Origin of the sequence: Flagellimonas oceanensis, from assembly GCF_003992595.1 — a bacterium.
Classification (GTDB): Bacteria; Bacteroidota; Bacteroidia; order Flavobacteriales; family Flavobacteriaceae; genus Flagellimonas; species Flagellimonas oceanensis.
In genome coordinates, this window is sequence record NZ_RZNA01000029.1 from 39,042 (window position 1) to 57,919 (window position 18,878).

General features: G+C 42.7%; 18 protein-coding genes and 1 tRNA gene. 13 read left to right on the forward strand and 6 right to left on the reverse strand.

Features of this window, described 5'->3' with window-relative positions:
* The first annotated feature begins 22 nt into the window (after nt 1-22).
* The 10 genes from EO132_RS08585 to EO132_RS08630 all read left to right on the forward strand — a co-directional run bounded on the left by EO132_RS08585 (nt 23) and on the right by EO132_RS08630 (nt 7,737).
* Nucleotides 23-1,174 (forward strand): tetratricopeptide repeat protein, encoded by a 1,152-nt coding sequence (locus tag EO132_RS08585; protein ID WP_127137469.1) that lies wholly within the window; start codon nt 23-25, stop codon nt 1,172-1,174.
* Nucleotides 1,175-1,218: 44 nt separating this feature from the next.
* A complete protein-coding gene (locus tag EO132_RS08590) occupies nt 1,219-1,698 on the forward strand; it encodes a hypothetical protein (RefSeq protein ID WP_127137470.1) in 480 nt (159 codons plus the stop codon).
* Between the two features lies 1 nt (nt 1,699).
* Nucleotides 1,700-2,251 carry a crossover junction endodeoxyribonuclease RuvC gene (gene ruvC, locus EO132_RS08595; protein WP_127137471.1) on the forward strand — a complete coding sequence of 184 codons (552 nt, stop codon included), beginning with the start codon at nt 1,700-1,702 and terminating at the stop codon, nt 2,249-2,251.
* Nucleotides 2,252-2,258: 7 nt separating this feature from the next.
* Entirely contained in the window at nt 2,259-3,389 is a 1,131-nt protein-coding gene (gene hemW, locus EO132_RS08600; protein ID WP_127137472.1) for a radical SAM family heme chaperone HemW, read from the forward strand.
* 81 nt (nt 3,390-3,470) lie between these two features.
* Nucleotides 3,471-4,223 (forward strand): cyclase family protein, encoded by a 753-nt coding sequence (locus tag EO132_RS08605; RefSeq protein ID WP_127137473.1) that lies wholly within the window; start codon nt 3,471-3,473, stop codon nt 4,221-4,223.
* On the forward strand, nt 4,224-4,574 hold the full coding sequence (locus tag EO132_RS08610; protein ID WP_127137474.1) for a DUF4260 domain-containing protein: 351 nt from the start codon (nt 4,224-4,226) through the stop codon (nt 4,572-4,574).
* 1 nt (nt 4,575) lies between these two features.
* Nucleotides 4,576-5,199 (forward strand): DUF4230 domain-containing protein, encoded by a 624-nt coding sequence (locus tag EO132_RS08615; protein ID WP_127137475.1) that lies wholly within the window; start codon nt 4,576-4,578, stop codon nt 5,197-5,199.
* Nucleotide 5,200: 1 nt separating this feature from the next.
* Nucleotides 5,201-5,605, forward strand: coding sequence for a Dabb family protein (locus tag EO132_RS08620; protein WP_127137476.1), 405 nt, complete (start codon nt 5,201-5,203; stop codon nt 5,603-5,605).
* Nucleotides 5,602-5,961, forward strand: a complete 360-nt coding sequence (locus tag EO132_RS08625) for an MmcQ/YjbR family DNA-binding protein (protein WP_127137477.1) — start codon at nt 5,602-5,604, stop codon at nt 5,959-5,961. Before EO132_RS08620 ends, EO132_RS08625 begins: the two co-directional genes overlap by 4 nt.
* A 6-nt stretch (nt 5,962-5,967) precedes the next feature.
* A complete protein-coding gene (locus EO132_RS08630; protein WP_127137478.1) occupies nt 5,968-7,737 on the forward strand; it encodes a MutS-related protein in 1,770 nt (589 codons plus the stop codon).
* Here the strand turns inward: EO132_RS08630 and EO132_RS08635 are convergent.
* From EO132_RS08635 to EO132_RS08645, 3 genes are all read right to left on the reverse strand, one after another.
* On the reverse strand, nt 7,734-8,834 hold the full coding sequence (locus EO132_RS08635; RefSeq protein ID WP_127137479.1) for a DUF4407 domain-containing protein: 1,101 nt from the start codon (nt 8,832-8,834) through the stop codon (nt 7,734-7,736). The two genes, EO132_RS08630 and EO132_RS08635, sit on opposite strands and share 4 nt — an antisense overlap.
* Before the next feature lie 106 nt (nt 8,835-8,940).
* Nucleotides 8,941-10,647 (reverse strand): M56 family metallopeptidase, encoded by a 1,707-nt coding sequence (locus EO132_RS08640; RefSeq protein ID WP_127137480.1) that lies wholly within the window; start codon nt 10,645-10,647, stop codon nt 8,941-8,943.
* 2 nt (nt 10,648-10,649) lie between these two features.
* Nucleotides 10,650-11,015, reverse strand: a complete 366-nt coding sequence (locus EO132_RS08645) for a BlaI/MecI/CopY family transcriptional regulator (RefSeq protein WP_127137481.1) — start codon at nt 11,013-11,015, stop codon at nt 10,650-10,652.
* Between the two features lie 230 nt (nt 11,016-11,245).
* On the opposite strand from EO132_RS08645, the gene EO132_RS08650 reads away from it, so the two are divergent.
* Entirely contained in the window at nt 11,246-12,448 is a 1,203-nt protein-coding gene (locus EO132_RS08650; protein ID WP_127137482.1) for an NAD(P)/FAD-dependent oxidoreductase, read from the forward strand.
* Between the two features lie 125 nt (nt 12,449-12,573).
* The gene (locus EO132_RS08655) at nt 12,574-13,152 is read left to right on the forward strand and encodes a PhnA domain-containing protein (protein WP_127137483.1); all 579 of its coding nucleotides are present in this window, start codon (nt 12,574-12,576) and stop codon (nt 13,150-13,152) included.
* A 222-nt stretch (nt 13,153-13,374) separates the two neighbouring features.
* Here the strand turns inward: EO132_RS08655 and EO132_RS08660 are convergent, their stop codons facing one another.
* Together EO132_RS08660 and EO132_RS08665 are read right to left on the reverse strand one after the other, a co-directional pair.
* Nucleotides 13,375-15,675: a S9 family peptidase gene (locus EO132_RS08660; RefSeq protein ID WP_127137484.1), complete on the reverse strand. Its 2,301-nt coding sequence runs from the start codon at nt 15,673-15,675 to the stop codon at nt 13,375-13,377.
* 23 nt (nt 15,676-15,698) lie between these two features.
* On the reverse strand, nt 15,699-17,084 hold the full coding sequence (locus tag EO132_RS08665; RefSeq protein WP_127137485.1) for a dipeptidase: 1,386 nt from the start codon (nt 17,082-17,084) through the stop codon (nt 15,699-15,701).
* Nucleotides 17,085-17,254: 170 nt separating this feature from the next.
* On the opposite strand from EO132_RS08665, the gene EO132_RS08670 reads away from it, so the two are divergent.
* Nucleotides 17,255-17,336 (forward strand) — tRNA-Leu (locus EO132_RS08670).
* Between the two features lie 340 nt (nt 17,337-17,676).
* On the opposite strand, the gene EO132_RS08675 is transcribed toward EO132_RS08670, so the two are convergent.
* Complete coding sequence (locus EO132_RS08675; protein WP_127136700.1) at nt 17,677-18,654, reverse strand: transposase; 978 nt, start codon at nt 18,652-18,654, stop codon at nt 17,677-17,679.
* Nucleotides 18,655-18,878 lie beyond the last annotated feature (224 nt).

Below are 18,878 nucleotides of genomic sequence, written 5' to 3' on the forward strand. Positions count from 1 at the left end.
GTGACAATCTAAATCCTAGCCATTGATACGTAAAACAAAATACATCTACATTACATTTTTGATTTTGTTTTTTTCCAAAGCCGATGCTCAAACATCGGCTTTGGCCGTTGCAGATAGTTTATATGCTCTGGGCAATTACACCTCGTCCATCAATGCGTATGCAAAGGTCGGGGGCAAAAAATCAAATCTTCAGATAGCAAGGGCCTACAACACCATCGGAAATTACGATAAGGCCATTGCCCAATACAGGGCTGTTTTGGACAACAACCCTGAGTTTGACCTTGCCCGGTTCGAACTGGGTAAGTTATTGTTGAAAACAAAGAACAATGGGCCTGCTCTGGAAATGTTTCAATTTTTGACTTCCTCAAAACAGGGGAATCCGGAGTATTTCTATTATTTGGGCAGAACCTATGAATCTTTCAAAGAAAAGGATAAAGCCAACAAGGCTTTCAAAACCGCGGTTGAAAAGGACAGTACTCATTTGCGAAGCCTATACTCCTTGGGCAAATATTATGTGGGCCAGGAAATCAAGGATTCCGCACTGGTCTATATTGATAAGGGACTGAGGTTTTACGAGAACGATGTGGCCATGATCAATTTAAAGGCCTTGGCTTTTTTCAATAATGGCCAGTTTAAACAAGCCATTCCCCATTTCGAACGATTATTGGAGTTGGGGGAGGAAAAGCCTTTTGTTTACGAGAAACTCGCCTTTTGTTACTTCAGAAACTGGGAGCCTGAAAAGGCCTTGGAAGCTTATCGAAAATTGAGTGGCTTCCCGGATAAATTGGCTGCCGCCTATAGGGGTCTGGGGGAGGTGTATTTTGATGAAAAAGAGCTGGACAGTGCACAATACTACATCGAAAAATCCATTGAGGAGCGAATGGCCACATTTCCACAGGAGTATGCAGACCTTGGTCGCATAGCCCGCCTCAAGGGACAGACCAAAAAGTCCATGGATTACTATGTAAAGGCTTGGGAAGAGAACAAGGAAAACTATTACAACTACTATCAGGTCTGTATTCTCGCCGATGAATACTACAAGGACCCGGAAACCCGCTTGAACTATCATGAAAAGCTGCTCGAAATGTATCCGGATATAGTGCCTTGGCTCAAGGAGCGGGTCAAAAACCGCATTACCGAGATAAAAGAGGAAATCCATTTTGCCAGTAACTGATTTCTTCAAAATGTCGTAATTTCAGCCAAATTCTAGGGGCTGTCATGCAGAAGTTTGTTTTCTTGATCATTTTTATGGGTTTGCTCGTATCCTGCGAGCTGTTCGAGTCCAAGGAGGACAAGACCCAAAAATTGGTCAATGAGGAACTGATGGCCATTGATTGGAACGATGTGGACCAATACCCTCTTTTTGACGATTGCGACGAAACGGCTCCCAAGGATGCGCAACAGGAGTGCTTTCAAAACGTGATCACCGAATATTTTTCCGAAGCGTTGGCAGGGCTCAAGTTTCAGGTTCGCAACGATGTGAACGATACCGTCTACATCGATTTTTTGATTGATGAACACGGTTTCATCTCGGTATTGAACGTGGAGGAAAAAACATCCGTACTCAACGAAATATCGGATTTCAACACCAAAATATCCGAACGCTTGAACGATTTGACCACCGTAGCCCCCGCACTGAAAAGAGGAAAACCGGTAAGCTTGCGTTTCAGGCTTCCGCTGGTACTAAATACCTACTGATTTGGCAACAGAAAAAATTATATTGGGAATAGACCCTGGAACCACGATCATGGGTTTCGGGATTATCAAGGTCATAAACAAGCAAATGCACTTTGTGCAGATGAACGAGTTGATGCTCCGGAAGTATGACGATCCCTACACCAAACTCAAGCTTATTTTTGAACGAACCTTGGAGCTTATTGACACTTACCATCCGGATGAAATCGCCATTGAAGCTCCGTTTTACGGGAAAAACGTACAGTCCATGCTCAAATTGGGCCGAGCACAAGGGGTGGCAATGGCCGCAGGCTTGTCTAGGGAAGTTCCGATAACCGAGTACATGCCCAAAAAGATAAAAATGGCAATCACGGGAAACGGAAACGCCAGTAAGGAGCAAGTGGCCCGTATGCTTCAGAGCGTTCTCAAATTGAAATCCTTGCCCAAAAACCTCGACAGTACCGATGGTTTGGCAGCGGCCGTCTGCCATTTCTACAACGAGGGTAGGGTAGAGGTCGGAAAAAGTTATACGGGTTGGGAAGCTTTTATCAAACAGAATCCGGATAAGATCAAGTGACGATTGAATGAGCGGAATTTACATTCACATCCCCTTTTGCAAGCAAGCTTGCCACTATTGTGATTTCCATTTTTCCACACAGTTGGGTAAAAAGGAAGCCATGGTCCAGGCCATTGCCAAGGAATTGGTGCTGCGAAAATCGGAGATCGATGATGAGGTAGAAACCATTTACTTCGGAGGAGGAACCCCATCGGTTTTATCCGATGTGGAAATTGAATTCTTAATCCAAAGTGTGTATGACAACTACAAAGTAATTGACCATCCGGAAATCACTTTGGAGGCCAATCCCGATGATTTGACCAAAAATCGAATCATCCAACTATCCAAATGCCCGATAAACCGACTCAGTATAGGAATACAATCCTTTTTTGAAGAGGATTTAAGGTTGATGAACCGTGCCCACAATGCCGGCGAAGCAGAAGAATGTATCCAAGAAGCGACACAGTATTTTGACAATATAACTATTGACCTGATCTATGGTATCCCCGATATGGGCAATGAACGTTGGAAGGCCAATATCCAAAAGGCCTTGGATTTTGGACTGCCCCATATTTCCAGCTATGCCTTGACCGTGGAACCCCGAACCGCCCTTAAAAAATTCATAGAAAAAGGGGTGGTCCACGATGTGGATGATGAACAGGCCCAAGCGCAATTTCATATTCTGGTGGATATGCTCGAAGCGGAGGGTTTTATCAATTATGAAATCTCCAATTTTGGGAAACCAGGTTTTTTCTCCAAGAACAATACCGCATACTGGTTGGGCAAAGCCTATTTGGGAATAGGCCCATCGGCTCATTCCTATGATGGAAGACAGCGCAGTTGGAACATTCGCAACAACCCCACTTACATCAAAAAAATAGAAGAAGGTATCTTGCCCATGGAAATCGAAACACTCTCCACTAAGGATAGGTACAACGAATATGTGATGACGGGCCTACGTACCATTTGGGGCGTTGATTTGGGTAGAATAGAAAGTGAATTTGGAAAGAATTACTTGAAATATTTGAATCAACAATCATCCAAATTTGTGGAGCAAGGTTTGTTGGTTGTGGATGATGGAAAACTGCTCACGACCAAAAAAGGCAAGTTTTTAGCGGATGGAATTGCTTCTGACCTTTTTATGATTAATTTAAAGTAGTAAATTGTCATTCCTGCATAGGCAGGAATCCATGAAGTAGAATTAGCCCCATTAGCCTTGGGGATTTTAAAGTAACATAATTTGATCGCCTCAATAAAACACAACTCCCGAAACTATAAAATAGATCTGACCAAACCCCTGGATATTTCCATACCGCTCAAAGGCGGCGACAAAAACGTGAATGCCTGGTATCTGGACCCTCCAAAAATCACACCGCACCAAGAGGATGGATTTGTGGGCAAGGTAACCGAGGGCGCATCCACTAATTTCAATGATATTTGGTTCAACCCACATTCGCATGTAACACATACCGAATGTTTGGGACATATATCCGAGGAGTTCAATTCCATCAACAAAAAACTAAAGAAATTTTTCTTTCTGGCCGAAGTGATTACGGTGGCTCCCGAACAAATGGGAGATGATTTTGTGATTTCGGAAAAACAAATAAAGTATGCTCTGGGCAACAAAAAAAGGCAGGCCGTAGTTATTAGGACTATGCCTAACTTGGGCGATAAACGCTCCAAAAAGTATTCGGATACCAATCCAACTTACTTAACAGAGGCAGCTGCCAAACATTTGGTGAAAAAAGGAGTGGAACACCTGCTTGTGGACCTTCCATCCGTGGATAAGGAAAGGGACGGTGGAGAACTTTTGGCGCACAGGGCGTTTTGGAACATGGCAGGAAAACCAAGAACAAAGGCAACCATAACCGAGTTTATTTATGTGCCCAACCCTGTGGAGGACGGTGCCTATTTTTTGGATTTACAAGTGGCACCTTTTGAGAATGATGCGAGTCCCAGTAGGCCCGTTTTGTATAAAATTGAAAACCAATAAATGAAAACAACCCTTAAATTGGAAGAGCTCATGATGTTTGTTCTGGGCATCTATCTTTTTAATTTGTTGGACTACGCCTGGTGGTGGTTTTTGGTATTGATCTTGACACCTGATATTGGAATGGTGGGATATCTTTTCGGAAACAAGTGGGGAGCCCTTTCCTATAATGTGTTCCATCATAAAGGGATTGCCATTTTAATCTACCTCACAGGCATCTACTTTTCCCTACCTTTATGCCAGCTGATCGGTGTGATTTTGTTTTCGCACTCGGCTTTTGACCGAATGTTCGGGTACGGATTAAAGTATGACAAAGGATTCAAGTTTACCCATTTGGGTGAAATAGGTAAGTAACATGGGGGAACTCGTAGACACTGTTTTGGGATTGATTTTGGGCGCAATACTCATGTATTGGGTCTATTCTTTGTTTCGGAAAAAGAAGAACAAGGAAATTACCGAGGAGCAATCCACCGTGATACTCAATAAAATACGGAGTGTGTGCAAACTCGTTTCCGTTGAGGGGGATTTCGCAGAAATCTATCATTACGAGAATACCAAGGACAGTTTTATGAGTCTGCTCCGTAGCAAGAAAAAGGCGTTGATCGTCATTAAGGCGAAGGCACACATCGGCTACGACCTGAATAAACTGGATATGAAGGCCGAAAATGATAAAAAGAAAATCATTCTAAGCCATTTCCCAGAGCCAGAAGTACTTTCCATAGAGCCCGACCTGCAATTTTATGATATTAAAAATGGTATCTTCAACAGCTTTTCGCCCACAGATCTGACGAATCTAAATCAAGAGGCCAAGGAGCACATCAAACAGAAAATACCAGAGAGCGGGTTGATGGAAACCGCAAAAAAAGAAGCATTACAGGCCGTTTTGGTCGTGGAAAAAATCGTAGAAACCATTGGGTGGACATTGGATTATTCCGCCTTGGAAATTTCAAATAGGGAAAAACAATTTTTAGAAGAGTAATATGAAAACAAAAATCATAACCCTGCTTTTGGTTGGCGTATTGGCCTCCAGTTGTGTAGAAATCAAATCCGATATGAATAATAATTTTGACCACACGTTTGCACATACCGTGTTCTTTTGGTTCAAGAATCCAGATAGTCAAGAGGCTAGAGATACTTTTGAAGCTTCTTTGACCAAGTTTTTGAACAACTCGCAATACGCGAAGACCAAATTTATCGGCAAACCGCCAAAAGCGATTCGCGATGTGGTGGACGATTCGTTTACCTACTCCTTGATTCTTTCTTTTGAATCGGCCGAAGATCAGGCAGCATACCAAGATGAAGCACCACATAAGGTGTTTATCGAGGAGTGTGAAGATCTTTGGGAAAAAGTCATTGTGTACGATTCGCAGGGCATCCAGCAATGAATGTAGAGGAGCTTAGGGAACTTTGCCTGTCCAAAAAAGGAGTGACCGAAGAGTTTCCTTTTGATGCAAATACCTTGGTGTTCAAGGTCATGGGCAAAATGTTTGCTTTGGTTCCTTTGGAACGCCTCCCGCCCCAATGCAATTTAAAATGTGACCCTGAAAGATCCGAGGAGCTTCGGGAAGAATATGACGGTGCAATCATTGCTGGCTATCACATGAGCAAAAAGCATTGGAACACCCTGTTTTTGGAACAACTTCCACCGAATTTGATAAAGGAATTGATAGACCATTCCTATGAATTGGTCGTATCGGGATTAACCAAAAAGCTTAAGCAAGAGCTCAACAATTTAGGCTGATATTACATGAGAGATTTACAGGGTTTTTACACATCCCAACGAGAAAAACATCAGCAAGAACTTCAACAGGTAAAAAAACGATTGGGCCTATTGGCCACCTTGCGATTGTCGGTTTTTGTGGCTTTGGCATTAGGTCTTTATTTTCTATGGGGAAGTTCGTTGCTTTTTGTGATGTTGCCCCTCGGCTTAGCGCTGTTTTTGTTTTTGGTCACTCGGTTCAGCAATGTGAAACGGCATAAAGAATACTTGCAACGACTCATAAAAATCAATGGGACGGAGTTGGACATTTTAGCCCGTAAGTTTCATCATTTGCCAGATGGAAAAGAGTTTTTGGAACCCAATCATCCGTATGCACAGGACCTTGATTTGTTTGGCAGGGGTTCTTTTTACCAATATGCCAACCGCACGGTTTTGGTGCAAGGCAGGGAAGTGTTTTCAAACCTTTTGTTGGACGGATATCCAAAGGATATGGCCCAAAAACAGGCAGCTATTCAAGAGTTGGCCCAATTGCCGGAATGGCGGCAACATTTTTCTGCCTTGGCAGGAGAAACCCGACCCAAAATTTCTCCTGATGTGGTTTCGGATTGGATGAAAGACCACAAATCGTTCATGCCCAAATGGGCAAGGATCGTTCCTCCGATCTTTGCCTTGTTGTCCATAGGATTGATCACTTTCGCTTTTTTGGGCTGGGTGCCCGAAAGCTTGATCCTGTTTTGGTACGTTTTGGGTGCGGGGATCGTTGGTCGCTATGCGAAGAACATCATTGCATTTACCACAAAGGTGTCGCAAGCGCAGGAAACCATCCAACAGCACCAACGGTTGATTTCTGAATTGGAAGAACATGCCTTCAACTCCGAATTGTTGAAAGAACTTCAAAAGAAACTGGAGGTAAAAGGCGAGAAGACCTCAAAAATCCTAAAGCGCTTTTCACAAAGTATGACCATGTTGGAACAGCAATTCAATTTGATCGTTTCATTCTTTGCCCAAGGGCTAGGTCTGTACAGTGTTTATTATGCCAATGCTGTTGAATCTTGGATTTCAACCTATGGAGAAGCGGTTGAAGGTTGGTTTGCTGCCATTGCCCAGTTCGATGCCTATATCAGTTTGGGGACCTATGCCTTCAATCACCAGGATCATACCTATCCGAGTTTGATAGCCAGTGATATAGTGCTCAGCGGAAAGCAGGTGGGACACCCTTTGGTAGACCCTGAAAAAAATATCCTGAACGATTTTGAAATTGGAAAGGGACGTTTTTGTATTGTAACTGGGGCCAATATGGCCGGAAAAAGTACTTTTTTACGTGCTGTGGGCCTTCAGATTGTGATGGCGAACATGGGCTTGCCCGTAAAAGGAAAGGATGTGAAATACAATCCTGTCCGTTTGTTGACAAGCATGCGTTCCTCGGATTCGCTGGCCGATGAGACTTCTTATTTTTATGCGGAGCTCAAACGCTTGAAATACATCGTTGAAGAGTTGGAGAAAGAAGATTGTTTCGTGATCCTGGATGAGATCTTAAAGGGAACCAATAGTGTGGACAAGGCCGAGGGTTCGAAAAAGTTCGTGGAACGTTTGGTAAAAAATGGGTCTACGGGAATGGTGGCCACCCACGATCTGAGCCTGTGCAGCCTTGCCGACGAACTTCCCGAGGTGGAGAACCGGTATTTTGATGCACAGATCGTAAACGGCGAACTGTTCTTCGATTATAAGTTCAAAGAAGGGGTCTGCCAGAATATGAATGCTTCTTTCCTCTTGAAAAATATGGGGATTGTGGACTAAAGCCCCTTTACCTGTACATTGTGGAAGGAATCGGCCTGTAGGCGCAACAATTCCTCTGCTTTTTCCTTTTTATAACGGTAAAGTTCCTCTTCGTTTTTAATGTCGGCATAAATCTGCTGATTAAGCTCCCCGTCGGTGGCGAGCAATAGTTTGCGTTGCTCCACTTTTTGGGTCACCCAAGTGGCCACCACACTTTCCTGTTCTTCAAATTTGTAGTCGTATTCACCTTTTGGGGCCAACAACTTGGCAATGATCGGAGCTGTTTCGATGGCCAAGAACAACAAAAAGATAAAGAAAGAAGGAAACCAAGGTAATTTACCCAAAGCATTGATGCGGGCCATTAATCCATCAAAACCATCTATGATGGGCTGGGAATCGGTCACTGCGGTATCGTAATCGGTCTGCAGGGCAGCAATCTGAGCTTCGATGTTTTCAATCTTATCGGCATTGGTCTGCTTCAAGGTATTTAGTTCCGCAAGGGCGGCATCATGTTTATCACGTTTTTCTTGATAGACAGGGCCTTTGCCCAGCAAGCCTGTTCCTGCGGTACCTTCGGCCTCGGAAATATAGGTGTCGTAAAGTGCGTTGGTCTCCGCCTCTTTGGTTGCGATTTCGCTCTTCAGGTTGGCGATATCTTGGTTAAGACTTTCAATTTTAGGCGTGTATTGGAGTGCCAATTGTTCCTTGTTGTCCAAGGTCATGGCATTTTTTTCTTCCAAGAGCACTTGGTTGATCTCCTTTTCAAAAATTTTCATCTCCAACGGTTTGGAAATGACAACGGCAATAATCAAGGCCAATACGATTCGAGGGGCTGCTTGCAGTAATTCGCCCTTGAAATTGTCTCTCTTTTTGATGGTGGAAACAATGTACCTGTCCAAATTGAAAATGAGCAAACCCCAGATAAATCCAAAGAAAATTGAGGTGTAAATATTGTCGAAACCGGTGTAGAGCGCATAGCCCGATGCAATAAAGGCCATGACGGCCGTGAAGAATACCGTGGCACCGATACCTACATATTTGTTGCGTTCCCCATTGGAACAAGTCTCTAGAATTTGGGTGTCCGCACCCGAGCAGAAGATGAAAAAGCGTTGTAACATAAAGTGTTCTCTTTGATTGATAGGATATTAGAACGTGATTTTGGTTGATTTGTTACATAAAAAGCCCCATAATCGGGGCTTTTAACAATTTTTATGTCGCTTAAACTTAGTTTTCGATGACGATGGGGTCAGTGGATAGTTTTATAATTGGTTTTGCTCCATTGGCTTCCCTGGCATCAATATTTATATGTTTATTTTTTTGAACTACCTCAATTGCTTTTTTACCGGATATTTTTTCCCCATTTAGGGTAAAACTAGCTCCTTTTGCAACCATTTCCTTGATATGCTCAACCGGTTTAGGTGGTGCCGGAGGGGCTGGAGGGTTGTTGGGGTAAAGTTTAATTACCTCTTCTGTGTCCAATGGTGGCTCTGGTGCACCCGGTGCGGGTGGTGCTGGTGGAAAATCAGGGAATGGTTCAGCATCCGCCTGCTGTTTTTTGGACATTTTACCATAGATGGTCTTCAAGCGCATGACCTCGCTCTTTTTGATGAGCATTTGGTTACGGTCCATTTCATTGTACTTTTTGGCCAAAGCGTTGTACTCTTTCATTTCTTCTCGCGTGGCGCTTTGTTGTTGGAATTGTGCGTTGTTTTCAACCATTGTCAGCCTGTTGGCATGTAACTTGGTTGTGGTCGAAGTAATCGGAACATTTTCTTTATACTCTTCTTTTTCCATAATTACCTCATTGGCAAACACCTCGATCAAGTCAATACCGGTTGTTCTTATTTCTTTGGACAAATTATTTATGGTGTTGAGATGCACGGGTCGGTCAGCTGTGATTTCCACCTTGGTTTCGCCAGAAGCATAACTGGATAGGTATTCCTGCTTTAAAATTTGAGCGACTTTATCAAAATGGACAATGTCATTCTGGATTTTAACGCGCTCGTTGCCCAAAAGTTCCATGGTAATGATGTGGTCCACGGCAATCTCTCTTTCGATTTGACGATGTTCACTGAACCCAAATAACAATAGGGCCGTAAGTGGTAGAAGTAAAAGACTCCTAAGTACGAATGATTTTTTTGATGTGTTTGTTTTCATGACTTTAAAACGTTTTTTGATTGATGAATAAGTAATGGCATTTGCGATGCCAACCGACTGATGTCTTTCGTTTGATAAGTACGACAGCAAGGTGTTTTGATAATGTGAATGATTTTGCTCTTTTTGGATGACCGCTTTGTCCGCCAAAAACTCATGGTTCAGCTTGATGGATGATTTTAAAAGGTATATCAAGGGATTGAACCAAAAGATGACCCCAACAAGTTCAATGAGCAGAATGTCCAAACTATGGCGCTGCTTGGCGTGGGTCTCCTCGTGCAAGAGAACTTCCTGTGGTATGCTGTTTTCCTCGTGTTGTTTTTGGTTTAAAAAAATATAGTTCAAAAATGTATGTGGGGGCAGTGTTTGATTCAAAAGCACCTTGGTCACAAAATTATCCTTGAATTTGGGGTTCTTTTTGATGCGTAAACGTATTCGGAACAGATTTGCAATAAAGCGCAGTCCGAATCCAATAACTCCCAATCCATAAATGAGCCACAACAAAAGTTGCCAATCAAAAATTGAAGCTTGTGGGGCGTTATTTACGATAACGGCATCCGAAATAGGGTCGGTGCTAGGCGTAATTGAATTAATGGTGGGTTCAACGGCATCAATATATTCGATAAAGACCAAATTGGGGATTATAAATGAGGCCAGTAATGCCCCCAAAAGGAAGAACCGCTTAAAATGGTGTACGCTTTCCTTTTCCAACATTACTTTGTAAAAGATCATTAATATGGCCAGGCAAGCCGCGGATTTTAAAAGGAAGGTCAGCATATCTACTTCTTTTTGATTTCGTTATCGATGAGCTTTTTCAATTCTTCCAACTCACTTTTGCTCAAGTTGGTCTCTTGGGTAAAAAAGGAAGCGAATTGACTCGCACTATCGTTGAAAAAGTTTTTGATCAATCCGTTCACTTGCTTGGAAAAATAGTCCTTCTTCATGACCAAAGGGTAGTACTCCCTACTTCTTCCAACATTGTTGTAGGCAATGAAACCTTTGTCCGCTATCCGCTTTAAAAGCGTGGCCACCGTTGTGGTCGCTGGTTTGGGTTCCGGATAGGCCTCCAGTATGTCCTTCATAAAGGCCTTTTTCAATTTCCAAACAATGTTCATTAACTCCTCCTCGGATTTTGACAGTTGCATTTTTTGATGATTTAAAAGAATTGCTCTACAAACATAGAGTAAAAATATCAATTCTACAAGTGTAGAGTTTGTTTGTGGCTTGGAAACTTGTCCTTTATCATCAGGATTCAGTCAAAAACCACATCAACAAAGGGCTGTTTTGGATGTTTGGACAGGGTCGTTATATGTGCCCTAAGTTACTGACCAACAACAAATAGGGCAGTATATTTATAGTATTAAATCACGCAATCATGAAAACCACAGTAGTTATTGGTGGGAATTTTGCAGGAATGACCGCCGCATTGGAAATCAAGAGAAAAGGGAAAAACGACCATAAGGTTTTGGTAATAGATAAATCGCCATTGTTCTTGTTTGTTCCCTCACTGATCTGGGTACCTTTCGGAAGAAGGGAAATCAAGGATATTTCATTCAGAAAAGATACCATTCTTGAAAAGAAAGGAGTCGATTTCATACAGGCAGAAGCCTTGGAAGTAGACCCCGATAGTCAAATAGTACATACCAGTAAAGGTGATTTTACTTATGATCATTTGGTCATCGCGACAGGTCCCAAAGTAAAATACGATGTGGCTCCCGGTGTTAAGGAACATGCCCATTATATAGGTACGCCCAACGGAGCCATGAAAACTAGGGGCGCTCTGGAAGAATTTAAGAAAAATCCCGGTCCCATTGTAATCGGAGCTACTCAAAATGCAGGTTGTATGGGTGCAGCTTATGAGTTTTTGTTCAATGTGGAAAAATGGTTGAGGGAACAAAAAATCAGGAAGAAAGTGGACTTGTACTGGATTACACCCGAAACATTTTTGGGTCACTTCGGTATTGACGGAATTACTGGGGGCGAAACCATGCTCAAGTCCTTTATGAACATGTTCAACATTCACTATCGAACCCAGGTTGGGGTCAAGGAGGTAACCGAGGATAGCGTTACCCTTACTTCAGATGAGGTGTTGCCAAGCAAGTTTACCATGTTGATGCCTCCTTTTGTGGGCGTGGACTTTGTGGTCAACTCTCCGAAATTGGAAGCCAATGCCGCAGGATATCTGCCCGTTGGGGACGATTACAGGCACTTCAAATATCCCAATATTTGGTCAGCAGGTATTGCTGTGGATGTGAAATTGCCATTCAAACCGGGAAAAGTGCCATTTTCAGGTCCAAAAACGGGATATCCATCCGATGAGACCGGTAAAATAGTTGCCGAGAACATCATCAGGGTAACAGCAGGCAAGGATAAATTGAAGAAGAAAGCTTGGGGTAAAATCCCGGGTATATGTGTGATGGATGCCGGTAAAAAAGAAGTGATCATTGTAAGCGACCACTTGTTCAAACCACGAAATTTTGCCATTATGATACCTAATGTCTTCTACGACTTCTCCAAAGTGCTGTTCGAAAAATATTTCCTTTGGAAAACAAGACATGGATATTCTCAATTGCCTTAGTAATTAAGGTGGCGGTTTGATAAAATCCACTCATGGCAATATGGGTGGATTTTTTCTTTGATGAATGTTGAACGTGAACCGTGTAAAAGTTCTAAGTTTGCATCCGTTAAAATAATACATCCACCATGGCACTATTGGAAGAACTACAGGAGAGAAGCGGAAACACCTGCGAACTATGCGGGGCAACGGAAAACCTAAAGGTTTATGAAGTGCCTCCCGTTTCCACTGGAGGAGTGGACGGTAGTCTTCTGGGCTGTGCCACTTGTATTGATCAAATAGAAAATCCCGATAATGTTGATTCCAATCACTGGAGATGCCTGAACGATAGTATGTGGAGCGAGCATGATGCCGTAAAGGTTGTTGCTTGGCGCATGCTCAATCGTTTAAAGTCAGAAGGGTGGCCTCAAGATCTATTGGGGATGATGTACTTGGATGATGAAACCTTGGAATGGGCCAAAGCCACGGGCGAGGGTGAAGAAGAAAGTGAAAAAATCATCCATAGGGACGTAAATGGCAACATCCTGGAAAATGGTGATAGTGTTGTATTGATCAAAGACCTGAAAGTGAAAGGTTCCAGCATGGTCGCAAAACAGGGAACCGCCGTTAGACGGATTTCCTTGGATCACGAAAATGCCGAGTATATTGAAGGTAAGGTAGATGGTCAGCAAATTGTGATCATTACCAAGTACGTTAAAAAACTTTAGGCCTTCAACCCTTTGAATAGGACTGTCCAGCAGTTTTACCATGTCGATGCCCAGATGGGTATGGATTTGTGACCAATTCTCCCAAACTGGGAGCTGCTACGGCTGCATGGTTACTTAAAAAATCATTGGAACAGAGGAATTCCAAATTATCCCTACTATCCATATAGAGAAAAAGCCCCTTTATCAAAGAGGCTTTTGTATTAAGGTTTGTATGGCGTTGCGTTAGAGTTTTTCCAAAGGAAATTCTTTGGGAGGTTCCATGCCCTTTAGGTTTTTCACGAAATAATCCCACCGCTTTCGGGTCATGTACGTGGTCATGTCTCCATAGCCATGACGTTTGTTGGGATAAAGAATAAGATCAAAGTCCTTATTCGCTTTTATGAGGGCCTCCACTACCAATAAGGTATTTGATGGGGGAACATTATCATCCATGGTTCCATGTCCCAAAAGCAACTTTCCTTTCAAGTTTTCGGCCAATAATTGGTTGGCTTGTTTATCATAGGAAGTGGTGCCATCGGGGTAGGTTTCCAATAGCCCATGCCATTTTTCGCCCCAATCTGCCTCATAATTTCTATTGTCATGGTTTCCGGAGGTGGATACGGCAACATCATAAAAATCCGGATAGCGAAGAAGGGCATCGGTAGAGGCAAAACCACCTCCAGAATGTCCCCAAATACCAACTCTCGTGGTGTCCATGGCTGGATATTTACCTGCCAGTTGTTTGATGGCGGTTATATTGTCCGGCAAGCCATTGTCGCCCATATTTCCATAATAGGCGTCATGGAAGCTTTTAGAGCGTCCTGGGGTTCCCATGGCATCAATTCCCACAACAATAAAGCCCAGTTCAGCCAATGACTGTCGGTCCCTACGTGCCGGAAGGAACCCATAATTGCCCACACTGCCCGATTGTGGACCTGGATAGATGTAGTTTAAAACGGGGTATGACTTTGTTTCATCGTAGTCACTGGGAAGAAAGAGGATGCCGTAAATGTCGGTTTCGTTATCCCTTGCCTTTACATGAAATTCCACTGGTTCTTGCCATCCATTTGCCTTAAGTTCTGAAATATCCGCTGTGCCTAGAGTGGTTAGGGTTTTCCCATTCATTTTTTTGAGCACCCAAGTCGGTGCAGTGGTCACAGTGGAGTATTGGTCCAAAAAGGTTTTATTATCAGGAGCCAAGGTAATTCTATGGGCTGCTTTTTCAGGTGTAAGCAATTTTAAATGGCCTCCATCAAAATCAACAGAGTAGAGATAGTGGTAGTATGGATTTCCCGATTCTTTCCCTGCAGCGGTAAAATAGATTTTTCTGTTTTTTTCATCAACGTGGAGCACTTGCTGAACGGCCCAATCCCCTTGGGTGATACGATTTTTTAATTTTCCGGTTTCCAAATCGTATAAATAGAGGTGCCCCCAATTGTCCCTTTCGGAAAACCATATGACCTCATTACTGTCAAAAAGTACATTCCAATTGATTTTTCTTGCCCCGGATTCAAAATATGTCTTGGTCACTTCCTTGAGAACTGACCTTACCTCCCCATTTTGTGCATCTGCTACTTGGAGGTGAGCTACCTTATGGTCTCGCGAAGAAGAGACAAATGCCAGTTGGGAACCGTCTTCTTTCCAATCGTTATCATAAAACTCACCATTTCTCCCCGCTACATGGTCGGTAATTGTGGAACGCTGGAAATCCGATTCTTTTTTAAGGGGGATGATTTCTTTGGTGTTGAGGTCGATGATGACCCTTTCCAATTTAAAAACGATGCTGTCCCCTGGCAATGGGTGCTTCCAAGCTTTCAGCTCTGGATGTCCTACATTGGTGCTGGTAAGGTACATTTCGCCAACATTTCGGGCATCTTGTTTAAAAGTGGCGATTTTATCAGAATTCGGAGACCATTTCAGTACAGGGTTATCTCCTTTTGTCCATCCAGCATTGTTGGTGGCATATCCGTAATCCTTTTCACCATCAAAAGTCAACTGGATTTTTTGGTTTGTCTCTAAATTCCTGATCCAAAGATTATGACCGTCTATGAACGCCGCTATTTTACCATTGGGGGCAACATATTCATCACGGTTTCTTTTTGGTGTGGTCTCTCCCTCCGAAATAACAGTGTTTTTGGTATTGTAGAGGTAATTTTCCCCATCAAGAGTGAAGGCTATGGTATTCTTGTCTTGAAAATCAAAGTATCTAATAGGGAGGTTTTTAGGGTCCATACTTTTTCCAAGAGCTTCGGATAGAGCCGAGGCCATTTCTTGTGGGTCAAAAGCTGTACTCTTTTTACCGTTGGACAAATTGACCTTCATGTATTGTGGACCCTCCTTGGCGCTCAATGCATAACTAAACGTTTTGTTGCTGCCCCAAGACGGATATTGTATTTCATCGTGTACCCATGGAGCCATGTTCTTGCTCAAATATTTGGTGGCTCTTTCATAAGTTTCAAAGGGCATTTTGTTTTGGGCCAATAGGGACGACGAAACGCACAAGGCGGCCAAACAGGTGTGGATAATAAAGTTGGTTGACTTCATTTCATAAGGTTGTTTTAGGTTGGTTAATAAAGCTCGTTAAAATACTTGTAAAAATAGGGTATGGTCTCAATGCCCTTTAAAAAGTTCCAGACCCCAAAATGTTCGTTGGGGGAGTGGATGGCATCACTGTCCAGACCAAATCCAAGAAGGATGGTCTTACTGTCAAAAACACTTTCAAAAAGGGCCACGATCGGAATACTCCCTCCTGTACGTTGAGGTACCGGGGTTTTCCCAAAAGTGGTTTCCATGGCTTTGGAAGCGGCTTGGTAGCCATTGCTTTCGATTGGGGTCACGTAGGCTTGCCCTCCGTGGTGCGGGGTAACTTTTACTTTTACACTTTTTGGTGCCAGTGACTTAAAATGCTTGGTAAATAAATCTGTGATCTCATGCCAATCTTGGTCTGGGACCAATCTCATGGATATTTTGGCATAAGCTTTACTGGCAATCACGGTTTTTGCTCCTTCTCCCATGTAACCTCCCCAGATTCCATTGACATCCAAAGTTGGACGGATACCAAAACGTTCTCCGGTCGTGTATCCTTTTTCGCCGTGAACATCATCAATGTCCAAGGACTTTTTGTAGGCTTCCAAGTCAAATGGAGCTTTGGCCATTTCTGCACGCTCTTCATCCGAAATGACTTCTACCTTGTCATAAAATCCTGGAATGGTTATGTGATTGTTTTCATCATGTAACTCGGCTATCATTTTAGCGAGAACGTTGATAGGGTTGGGTGCCGCACCTCCATAAATTCCGGAGTGAAGGTCGCGGTTGGCCCCCGTTACTTCCACTTCCACATAGCTCAGTCCACGCAATCCCGTTGTAATGGATGGGGTATCATTGGAAATCATTCCTGTATCGGAAATGAGGATGATATCGTTTTTGAGTTTTTCGCTGTTTTCCTTTAGGAAATCCTCCAAACTATCGCTTCCCACTTCTTCCTCGCCTTCGATCATGAACTTAACATTGCAGGGCAGAACATCGTTTTTGATCATGTATTCCACCGCTTTGACGTGCATGAAGAACTGTCCTTTGTCGTCGCATGCACCTCTGGCGAAAATAGCGCCATCGGGATGCAGTTCCGTTGCTTTGATCACGGGCTCAAAAGGAGGCGAATTCCATAAATCCAATGGATCCGGTGGTTGCACGTCATAATGGCCGTATACCAAAACGGTGGGCAAATCAGGGTCTATGATCTTATCGCCATACACCACGGGATACCCTTTGGTCTCACAAATCTCCGTGTTTTCACAGCCTGCGTCTTCCAAAGATTTTTTAACCGCTTTGGCCGTTTCCAAAACATCCTTGGAGTAGGCCGGGTCTGCACTGATGGAGGGGATTTTTAAGAGGTCGATCAATTCGTTGATAAATCTGTCTTTGTTGGTGCTGATGTAATTATTTATGTCTTTCATATATGATTTAAAAGGACCCTAAAAGTACAAAAAACAAGTTTTTAAGGGGAGTGCATTTGCAAATCGGAAAATTGATTTATATTTGCACTCCATTTCGCGGGTGTGGTGGAATTGGTAGACACGCTAGACTTAGGATTTATCCAAATAAAAAGTGTTAATTTGCACTTTATGCGGGTGTGGTGGAATTGGTAGACACGTCAGACTTAGGATCTGATGCCGCAAGGTGTGGGGGTTCGAGTCCCTTCACCCGCACTAAAAGCCGAAGAGAAATCTTCGGCTTTTTTACTTTGAAAATTGACCAAAAAAAAGCACGGGTACAACATAGGTACAACATTTGACCTATTTTCAAGATAAACTTTGATTTAGTGTCATATACTTCCATTTGATATTAACCACTATGTCAATCAATATAAATTCATAGAATTTAGGTTTTCTCGACTCTTGTTCTTCGATTGGGGGTTTATTATCATACAATATTCCCGAAAGTTAAACTCGTAAAATCCTTCCATCAAAAGACTACGGCATAAAGCCAACGCTTCTACCCCTACCTATTTATATACTCTATTAAAAACCAAATAAAATCCTCAATATTTCAATTCAATTGTCTTGGATCATTACAAATATGGTTCATATCATATGGTTTTCGACTCTGGATTACACCATAGACAGTTCTGAGCATTTTATTGGATACATTGTTCATGATCAAGAAATAGGGTTTTCCTTCCAGTTTTTTTCGTTCTGCATATAGACTATACTCTTTATTGTGTGTCACGGCTGTCTTGGCGGCAAGGAACAACAGAGATTTCAGCTTTTTGTCGGCCATATGGCTGGTCTTGGACTTCATAGACATTTTCCCGGACGAATTGGGATACGGGCATACCCCTGCAAAGGCAGCAGCCTTTTTGGCTGTATTGATACGTTTGAAATTTTCCGTTTTGATGATCAGATTGTTTGCAATTACAGGACCAATACCTTTGATACTGGTAATAAGCTTGTAGTTATCATTTAAATCGGAATCGTTCTGAACGATTTTTTCAATTTCCTTTTCGATGGCATCAATTTCATTTTCCAGATTGGCTATCGCTCTCTGATAGCTTCTATGGGCCACAATGCTCTGGGAAGGACTGTGCTTTCTTGTTTTCTGTCCCAACAAAAGTGATGTCCTGCTCTTTGACAACTGTTCCCGCAAACTGTAAAGTTCCTTAAGTTCTTTGACCGATTCCGACCTTGGTTCCATAAAGCGTAATTCTTCCACAAACCTCTCACCATATTTCCTGATACGGTATGCGTCCTTTGAATCGCTCTTTCCCCGTTGCAATCCCAAGCTGTGCTTTATGTTGTAGCCAGGGACCAATGCTATTTTAATTTGGAACTGGTAACAGAGATGAACTAACAGGTCACCATAGCTTCCAGTATGTTCAGCTACCAGGATGCAACTATCTTCCACTTGTTTCAAAAAGCTGCAGATACCTTTAAAGTCATTTCTGACAACCCTCTTTTTCTCTTCACCTGCAAGAACATAGCTTACGTCAAATTTATCTTTGGAGAGGTCGATTCCATATATTCTCATTAAAAGTCTTTTTAATGTTCCCTTTGAGCGGCTTAAATCGTTAGTGGGTTATGCCCTTAATACTCTCTGGCTTAGGCTCAAATAACTTACCGTACTTAATATAAATAGTAGATTTCTTCTATTCCGTTTCTAAAGCTAATGCAGTAAGTGGAACTGTTGATTTAAGGTTAGAACTCTATCTGTTCCAACAATATTATTTCTATCGACTAAGTAACGATTCCGTT

What these genes read in the sequence shown, in the direction of transcription:
- EO132_RS08635 (WP_127137479.1), bottom strand. Translation starts at nt 8,834, where the DNA reads ATGTTACAACGCTTTTTCATCTTCTGCTCGGGTGCGGACACCCAAATT.
- hemW (WP_127137472.1), top strand. Translation starts at nt 2,259, where the DNA reads ATGAGCGGAATTTACATTCACATCCCCTTTTGCAAGCAAGCTTGCCAC.
- EO132_RS08590 (WP_127137470.1), top strand. Translation starts at nt 1,219, where the DNA reads ATGCAGAAGTTTGTTTTCTTGATCATTTTTATGGGTTTGCTCGTATCC.
- EO132_RS08625 (WP_127137477.1), top strand. Translation starts at nt 5,602, where the DNA reads ATGAATGTAGAGGAGCTTAGGGAACTTTGCCTGTCCAAAAAAGGAGTG.
- EO132_RS08655 (WP_127137483.1), top strand. Translation starts at nt 12,574, where the DNA reads ATGGCACTATTGGAAGAACTACAGGAGAGAAGCGGAAACACCTGCGAA.
- EO132_RS08610 (WP_127137474.1), top strand. Translation starts at nt 4,224, where the DNA reads ATGAAAACAACCCTTAAATTGGAAGAGCTCATGATGTTTGTTCTGGGC.
- EO132_RS08675 (WP_127136700.1), bottom strand. Translation starts at nt 18,654, where the DNA reads ATGAGAATATATGGAATCGACCTCTCCAAAGATAAATTTGACGTAAGC.
- EO132_RS08615 (WP_127137475.1), top strand. Translation starts at nt 4,576, where the DNA reads ATGGGGGAACTCGTAGACACTGTTTTGGGATTGATTTTGGGCGCAATA.
- EO132_RS08650 (WP_127137482.1), top strand. Translation starts at nt 11,246, where the DNA reads ATGAAAACCACAGTAGTTATTGGTGGGAATTTTGCAGGAATGACCGCC.
- EO132_RS08640 (WP_127137480.1), bottom strand. Translation starts at nt 10,647, where the DNA reads ATGCTGACCTTCCTTTTAAAATCCGCGGCTTGCCTGGCCATATTAATG.
- EO132_RS08645 (WP_127137481.1), bottom strand. Translation starts at nt 11,015, where the DNA reads ATGCAACTGTCAAAATCCGAGGAGGAGTTAATGAACATTGTTTGGAAA.
- EO132_RS08665 (WP_127137485.1), bottom strand. Translation starts at nt 17,084, where the DNA reads ATGAAAGACATAAATAATTACATCAGCACCAACAAAGACAGATTTATC.
- EO132_RS08620 (WP_127137476.1), top strand. Translation starts at nt 5,201, where the DNA reads ATGAAAACAAAAATCATAACCCTGCTTTTGGTTGGCGTATTGGCCTCC.
- EO132_RS08630 (WP_127137478.1), top strand. Translation starts at nt 5,968, where the DNA reads ATGAGAGATTTACAGGGTTTTTACACATCCCAACGAGAAAAACATCAG.
- EO132_RS08660 (WP_127137484.1), bottom strand. Translation starts at nt 15,675, where the DNA reads ATGAAGTCAACCAACTTTATTATCCACACCTGTTTGGCCGCCTTGTGC.